Raw genomic sequence first — 646 nt, forward strand, 5'->3', positions numbered from 1 at the left:
CTTAATAATGCAAAGTTAATTGTTTGGTTTATTAACAACCCCATAGATTCAAGAGTCCCCATGCCTAAAATGACATGAGCTACATATAAGGTTAAAGACAATTGCCCTGTCTGACATAACCACTTATGTATGTTATTTTCTGAAAACTTATCAGAAAAATATAAGCAACCTATCAGCACAATTACAGCGGAGCTTCCTGCAGAAATAATGTATTGAGGTAAAGGGGGAATAATAGAAGTCGAAAATAGAAATTTCATCTCATCGTTTGTCATTTCCAGTGCGGTACCATCTCCGAGTGTTAGTCTTATTATATAAAATAAGCTCTCGATGACAATCAAAGTTATTACAGAGCCTAAGAACAACTTTTTTCTTGTTGCCTTTTGAGATAGATCTTGCCTACCCAACCACATACCGAAAATTAAAAACGCAGCCCAAGGAAATATTGGGTGAAAACCGTTAAATACTATATGCCTAACCATTCCATCAAACGACCAAAAGTTTTCATAGGTCAATGATACCCAATTCCAGTTTTGTTCGTAATTAAAAAACAACATTAAACTAGGGAATGCTAGCATTATAATTGTTGATATTACCAGTAGTGCCCTGTCATTAAACATAAAAACAACAGAGGCAATTAAGAAATAGA

1 pseudogene is annotated in these 646 nt (G+C 34.4%); it reads right to left on the bottom strand.

Annotation, left to right across the window (positions count from 1 at the left end):
* Positions 1-646: pseudogene (locus H4J57_RS19530) on the bottom strand (hypothetical protein); the annotation flags it as partial.

This window comes from Colwellia sp. BRX8-7 (assembly GCF_014077275.1).
Lineage (GTDB): Bacteria > Pseudomonadota > Gammaproteobacteria > Enterobacterales > Alteromonadaceae > Colwellia_A.